Source organism: Martelella sp. UBA3392, assembly GCF_002358775.1.
Classification (GTDB): Bacteria; Pseudomonadota; Alphaproteobacteria; order Rhizobiales; family Rhizobiaceae; genus Martelella; species Martelella mediterranea.
The window spans coordinates 1-7,058 of record NZ_DEPM01000114.1 but is presented as its reverse complement, the minus strand read 5'-3'; the positions used below and the strand labels follow the sequence as shown (position 1 = coordinate 7,058).

Here is a 7,058-nt window from a genome sequence, read left to right as displayed (position 1 = left end):
TACAATATCCTGCTGGAAGAATCCCGCGCGGTGGCCGCGGCGCTGATAGCGGTATAGTCTCAAGCGGCCTCGCCCTGATACCGGAGAAACCATTGGCCGAAGCAAAACAAGGGCCGGACCCGTTGCTCGCCGAGCTTCGCGAGGCCGATCGCGACCGCTATCTCGCCGTGCTGCTTTCACCCGAAGAGCATCGCCCGGCGCTGACGGCGCTCTATCTGTTCAATGCCGAACTGGCCCGGGTGCGCGAGCGGATCAGCGAGCCGCTGCCGGGCGAGGTGCGCCTGCAATACTGGCGCGACCTGCTTGCGGGCAGCGGCCATGGCGAGAGCCAGGGCAACCCCTTGGCTGCCCGCTTGTTGCAGACTCTCGAAACATACCGCCTGCCGGCAGCCCCGCTGATCGGCATGAGCGAGGCGCGGATCTTCGATCTCTATGACGATCCGATGGGCAGTCTTTCCGAATTCGAAGGCTATGCCGGCGAAACTGCTTCCGCCCTGATCCAGCTTGCAAGCCTGGTGCTCGACAGCGAAAAGGCCGCCGCCGCTTCGACCGCAGCCGGTCATGCCGGCGTGGCGCAGGCGGTGGCGGGCTCGCTGCTCTTGATGAGCCGGCATCGCGCCAATGGCCAGGTCTTCATCCCGACCGAAATCCTGTCGGCGACGGGGCTCGACCGCGAATCATTCCTGATCGCCAGCGATCGCGATCGCGTGGGCAACGCAATCCGCGCCTTTGCCGGGTTCGGGCGCTCCCATCTGGAGAGATTCGAGGCGGAGGGCCCTGTTGCCAGGGAAATCGCGCCTGCCTATCTGCCGATATCGAGCTGCAAGAACATTCTTGTAAAGGCCGAGCGTTTGGGTGAAAATGTGCTCGATAACTCAATCCAGCCGCCACAGTGGAAGAGACAGTTCGCGATGATGCGCTCTTTGCTGTTTCGTAAGTTTTGATTTATATAACGCGTCGACCTTGGGTACTCCTGCCGGTTCCGGGCACAGGCTTTCAACCATTCAGCATTTCCGTCCGGAGGGCAGGGCGCGCGTGATGCAGCAGCAGAGGAAGTGGGCGGATGGAAACTTGGATATGGGTCGCAATCGCTATCGTGGCCGTCGTCGCAGCCTACTATTTTCTGCTCCGCCCCAAGAGCCAGCCGGCCGCCTCGGATGTCTCGGTCGACGAGACCTATAAATGGGCGGCGAGCGAATTCAGGCGCAGCTATCCCGATGAGAAGGTTGCTGCCGTGATCGGCGACAAGGAGATGGAAACCTTCTTCCTGCGGCTCGTCAATGGCAAGGTCGGCATTTACCGCTCACGGCGCGGCAAGGGGCAGGCGATCATCGTGGTGCAGAGCGAGTACCGTCTGCGGGCGCTGCCGGAGGCGAACGGTCTTCAGGTGGATTACCCAGAGGCGGATTTTTTCAGCGGAAATTACCTGTTTCAGACCGAACGCGATGCCGCCGACGTTTCCACCTGGATGCTCAACGCCCGCTGATCGTCTCCGGCTCCCTCTCAGCCCTCAAGCCAGGCCTTGCAGGCCGTGAGCGCGCGCGTTGCCATGAGTTGTTTCTTGACGCTGGATTTCGCCTTGCCGCGCGGCTTCTTGCCGGTTTCGGGATCGATCAGCGCGCCGGGCTCCAGTTCCGGAAACAGGCCGAAATTGACGTTCATCGGCTGGAACGAGCGCTTGCCGCCTTCTTCCTGATGGGCAAGATGCCCGCCGGTGACATGGCCGAGCAGCGCGCCGAGCGCCGTTTCCGGCGGCGGGACGATCGGCGTTTTGCCAAGACGCTCGGCGGCGGCGAACCGGCCGGCGAGAAGGCCGATGCCGGCGCTTTCCACATAGCCCTCGCAGCCGGTGATCTGGCCGGCGAACCGCAGACCCGGCCGGCCCTTCAGCACCAGCGTGCCGTCGAGCAGCACCGGCGAGTTCAGATAGGTGTTGCGGTGCAGGCCGCCGAGCCGTGCGAATTCTGCCTCGGCGAGGCCGGGGATCATCTGCAACACGTCCTTTTGCGCGCCATAGCGCAGCTTGGTCTGGAATCCGACCATGTTGTAGAGCGTACCGAGCGCGTTGTCCTGGCGAAGCTGGACGACGGCATAGGGCTTCACCTCGGGATTATGGGCATTGGTCAGGCCCATCGGCTTCATCGGCCCGTGGCGCAGCGTCTCGCGGCCGCGCTCGGCCATCACCTCGATCGGCAGGCAGCCGTCGAAATAGGGCGTGCCCTCCCACTCGTGGAAATCGGTCTTGTCGCCGGCGATCAGCGCGTCGATGAAGGCGTTGTATTGCGCCTCGTCCATCGGGCAGTTGATGTAGTCCTTGCCCGTGCCGCCGGGGCCGACCTTGTCATAGCGCGACTGGAACCAGCAGATATCCATGTCGATCGTGTCGCGGTAGACGATCGGCGCGATCGCGTCGAAGAAGGCAAGCGCCTCGCTGCCTGTCTTTTCCTGGATCGCTTCGGCGAGCGCCGGCGCGGTGAGGGGGCCGGTGGCGATGATCGCCTGGTCCCAGTCTTCCGGCGGCAGGGCCGCGACTTCCTCGCGCACGATCGTGACCAGAGGATGTTCGGCGAGCTTTGCCGTCACGGCGGCGGAAAAGCCGTCGCGATCGACCGCGAGCGCGCCGCCCGCCGGCACCTGGTGGGTATCCGCCGAGGCCATGATCAGCGATCCGGCAAGGCGCATTTCGGCATGGATCACACCCACCGCATTGCTGGTGGCATCATCGGAGCGGAACGAGTTGGAGCAGACCAGTTCGGCAAGGCCGTCGGTCTTGTGGGCGGCGGTCTCGCGCACGCCGCGCATTTCGTGCAGAATGACCGGGATACCGGCATTGGCGATCTGCCACGCGGCCTCGGAACCGGCAAGGCCGCCGCCGATGACATGAATGGGTTTGTGCTCGGACATGGGTGCCTCAATCAGACTGGAGTTCAGGGGGCTCATCGCGTTTCTGCGCGGCCGCGGCTCAATACCGCATTGCCCCTGCACATGCCAGAAGCCGCCGCCGCCGTCGAGGTCCGGCGCGCAGAAATCGCGGGAAGGGGCGGGGCGGAAAATTCTTGTCCCTCGTCAAACACGCGACATCTTTTATGAGGTAGGCTGTTGAAAGGCGCTTTGCAATTGTCAAACTATTGGAAGGGAAGCAGTGCCCGACGGATTTCGGCTGCCGGCGCAAGGCGGCGTCAAACCTGACGGGCTATCCGATTTAAAAAGCTTTGCCGCAGTGCGAGAAAAACTTGACTTATGTCATGTCGCCGGCGGCGGGGTTGCGGGATACCGATAGCGGTTCAGAATGACCTTCCACTTGAAAGGGGAAACCGACATGGAACAGATAACGCCAGACGCCACTCGAAATATTCTCGGGCAGGACGAACTCGATCTGATGAACAGATACTGGCAGGCGGCCAACTACCTGTCGGTCGGCCAGATCTATCTGATGGACAATCCCTTGCTGAAGGCGCCGCTTGCCGCCGAGCATGTGAAGCCGCGCCTGCTTGGCCACTGGGGCACGACGCCGGGTCTCAATTTCCTCTATGTGCACCTCAACCGCATCATCAAGAAACATGACGCGGACATGATCTATATCGCCGGCCCCGGTCACGGCGGGCCCGGCCTTGTCGCCAATGCCTATCTCGATGGGACCTATACCGAGGTCTATCCCGAAATCACCGAGGACGAGGAGGGCATGCAGAAACTGTTCAAGCAGTTCTCGTTCCCCGGCGGCATCCCAAGCCATGTCGCGCCGGAAACGCCCGGATCGATCCACGAGGGCGGCGAACTCGGCTATGCGCTGGTACACGCCTATGGCGCGGCCTTCGACAATCCGGAGCTGATCGTCGCCTGTGTTGTCGGCGATGGCGAGGCCGAGACCGGCCCGCTTGCGGCCTCGTGGCATTCGAACAAGTTCCTCAACCCGATCGTTGACGGCGCGGTGCTGCCGATCCTGCATCTCAACGGCTACAAGATCGCCAATCCGACGGTTCTCGCGCGCATGAAGAAGTCGGATCTCACCGACCTCTTCACCGGCTATGGCTACGAGCCCTTTTATGTGGAAGGCGACGATCCGGAATACATGCATCAGCGCATGGCCGAGGTGATGGAGGATTGCTACGCCCGCATCCGCGGAATCCAGGAGACGGCGCGGGCCGACGGCACGGTCTACGAGATGCCGCGCTGGCCGATGATCATCCTGCGCAGCCCCAAGGGCTGGACCGGGCCGAAATTCGTCGACAACAAGAAGGTCGAGAATTTCTGGCGCGCCCATCAGGTGCCGATCGCCGAAGCCCGCCAGAACGGCGAGCATCGCGCCCTGCTGGAAGAGTGGATGCGCGGCTATGTGCCCGAGAGACTGTTTGACGAAAGCGGCCGCCTTGTGCCCGAGCTGAAGGCGCTCGCGCCCGCAGGCAATCGCCGGATGAGCGCCAATCCGCACACCAATGGCGGCCTGTTGCGCAAGGAACTGAACATGCCCGATTTCCGGGCGCTCGCCGTCGATGTGAAGCAGCCGGGCGAGGTCATGGCCTCGGCCACCAAGCATCTCGGCATGCTGCTCGCCGAGGTGATGAAGCTCAACAAGGACGAGCGCAATTTCCGCCTGATGGGTCCGGACGAGACCGCTTCGAACCGGCTTCAGGACGTGTTCACCACGACCGACCGCGTGTGGATGGCCGACATTCTCGAATATGACGAGGGCATCGCCCGCGATGGCCGGGTCATGGAGGTGCTGAGCGAGCATCTGTGCCAGGGCTGGCTGGAAGGCTATCTGCTGACCGGGCGTCACGGCCTGTTCTCGTGCTACGAGGCGTTCATCCACATCATCGATTCGATGTTCAACCAGCATGCCAAATGGCTGAAGACCACCCGGACGATGCCGTGGCGCAAGCCGATCTCGTCGCTGAACTATCTTCTGACCTCGCATGTCTGGCGGCAGGACCATAACGGTTTCAGCCATCAGGATCCGGGCTTCGTCGACCATGTCGTCAACAAGAAGGCGGATGTGGTGCGCACCTATTTTCCACCGGATGCCAACACGCTGCTGTGGGTCGGCGACCATATCCTGCGCACCTATAACCGCGTCAACGTGGTGGTCGCGGGCAAGCAGCCGAGCCCGCAATGGCTGTCGATCGAGGAAGCGATCGTGCATTGCGAGGCCGGCCTTGGCGAGTGGCGCTGGGCCAGCAATGTGCCGGAAGGCGAGGAGCCCGACGTGGTGATGGCCGCCGCCGGCGACGTGCCGACGCTGGAAATGATGGCCGCCGTCGACCTCTTGCGCCAGAAGCTGCCGGAAATGAAGGTCAAGGTGGTCAACGTCGTCGACCTGATGGCCTTGCAGCCGAAGGAAGAGCATCCGCACGGGTTGCGCGATGCCGATTTCGACGCGATCTTCACCGAAAACAAGCCGGTGATCTTCGCCTATCACGGCTATCCGTGGCTGATCCATCGGCTGGCCTATCGCCGCCACAACCACAACAACATCCATGTGCGCGGCTATGTCGAGGAGGGCACCACGACGACGCCGTTCGACATGGTTGTCCTCAACCGCCTCGACCGCTACCATCTGGCCATCGATGCGATCGAGCGGGCTGGCGGGTTCGGCGAACGGGGTGCCGCGGCGATCAACTACCTGAACGACATGCGCGCAAGGCACCACGATTATGTGCGGGAGCATGGCGAGGACATGCCGGAAATCGCCGGCTGGAAGTGGCCCTATCCCAGGGGCTGATCCGCGGACCAGACAACACGCATGCCGCCGCCGCGACAGGCGGCGGTGTGCGCTACATTATGGAAAGTCATTATGAACGGCAGCATTCTGGCGCTGAACGCCGGTTCCTCCAGCCTCAAATTCCGTCTTTACGAAGTGCATGGCGAGCAGTTTTCTCTGATCCTGCGCGGCCAGTTCGACGGGCTCAACGCCACCCCGCATCTGACGGTCAAGGAGGCGAGCGGCAAGGAAATCGCCGATCTCGACCTGGTGCTGGAGGAGAATATGCGCGAGGACATGCTCGGGCGCATCTTCGAGATCATCGTGCCATACACCGTCAACAACCCGCTGCGCGCCGTCGGCCACCGCGTGCTGCATGGCGGTGAGCGGTTCTCGGCGCCGGTGCTGCTCGATGATGCCGTGCTCGATTACCTCGAGACGCTGGTGCCGATGGGGCCGCTGCACCAGCCCGCCAATCTGGCCTCGGTCAAGCTGTTCCGCAAGATCAGGCCGGACCTGCCGCAGGTCGCCTGTTTCGATACCGCCTTTCACGTCAATATCGACGAGCGAGCGGCGCGTTATCCGATCCCGCGCCGCTATGGCGACAAGGGCTATCGTCGCTTCGGCTTTCACGGCCTGTCCTATACCTATATCGCGGAACGCCTCCACCAGATTTCCGACTATCTGGCGCGCAAGCGCAGCGTGGTGGCGCATCTGGGCAACGGCTCCAGCCTCTGCGCCATGCGCAACGGCAAGGCCGTCGACACAACGATGGGCATGACGCCGCTTGGCGGGCTGATGATGGGAACGCGCTCCGGCACGGTCGACCCCGGCCTTGTGCTGGCGCTGATCGAGACCGAGGGGCTTTCGCCCGCCGATCTCAAACACATGCTCTATTATGATTCCGGGCTGCTCGGCGTTTCCGGTATTTCGCCGGACCTGCGCGACCTGCTTGCGAGCGACGAGCCCCACGCCGTCCAGGCGATCGCGCTCTATGTGTTCTCCGCCACCCGCGAAATCGCGTCGATGGCGGCCAGCATGGAGGGCATGGACGCACTGGTGTTCACCGCCGGCATCGGCGAGAATTCCGCGGTCATACGCAAGATGATCTGCGACCGGCTGGCCTGGATCGGGGTGACGCTCGACGAGGAGGCCAACCAGGCCAACGCCGCCATCATCTCAGCGCCGGAAAGCCGAATCGAGGTGCGGATCATCCCGACCGACGAGGAAGTTGTGCTGGCCAAGCAGACCGCGAAGGTGATCGGGGAAGGGGAGCATGGCGACGCGGCTGCGTGAGCGCTGTCGTCAGGCTGCCCACAAACCTATCCTTTTTACGGGCGTCATCAACTCTGTTGTTCTT

5 protein-coding genes are annotated in these 7,058 nt (G+C 62.8%); 4 read left to right on the top strand and 1 reads right to left on the bottom strand.

The features are described from left to right. The first annotated feature begins 92 nt into the window (after positions 1-92). Positions 93-944 (top strand): phytoene/squalene synthase family protein, encoded by an 852-nt coding sequence (locus B4E36_RS08280; RefSeq protein WP_292059445.1) that lies wholly within the window; start codon positions 93-95, stop codon positions 942-944. A gap of 119 nt (positions 945-1,063) precedes the next feature. Beyond that, on the top strand, positions 1,064-1,486 hold the full coding sequence (locus B4E36_RS08275) for a hypothetical protein (protein ID WP_292059446.1): 423 nt from the start codon (positions 1,064-1,066) through the stop codon (positions 1,484-1,486). Between the two features lie 17 nt (positions 1,487-1,503). Here the strand turns inward: B4E36_RS08275 and trmFO are convergent, their stop codons facing one another. Then, on the bottom strand, positions 1,504-2,904 hold the full coding sequence (trmFO, locus tag B4E36_RS08270) for a methylenetetrahydrofolate--tRNA-(uracil(54)-C(5))-methyltransferase (FADH(2)-oxidizing) TrmFO (protein ID WP_292059448.1): 1,401 nt from the start codon (positions 2,902-2,904) through the stop codon (positions 1,504-1,506). A gap of 415 nt (positions 2,905-3,319) precedes the next feature. On the opposite strand from trmFO, the gene B4E36_RS08265 reads away from it, so the two are divergent. Beyond that, positions 3,320-5,719: a phosphoketolase family protein gene (locus B4E36_RS08265; protein WP_292059450.1), complete on the top strand. Its 2,400-nt coding sequence runs from the start codon at positions 3,320-3,322 to the stop codon at positions 5,717-5,719. A gap of 72 nt (positions 5,720-5,791) precedes the next feature. Next, positions 5,792-6,994, top strand: a complete 1,203-nt coding sequence (locus tag B4E36_RS08260) for an acetate/propionate family kinase (protein WP_345900227.1) — start codon at positions 5,792-5,794, stop codon at positions 6,992-6,994. The last annotated feature ends 64 nt before the right edge of the window (positions 6,995-7,058 follow it).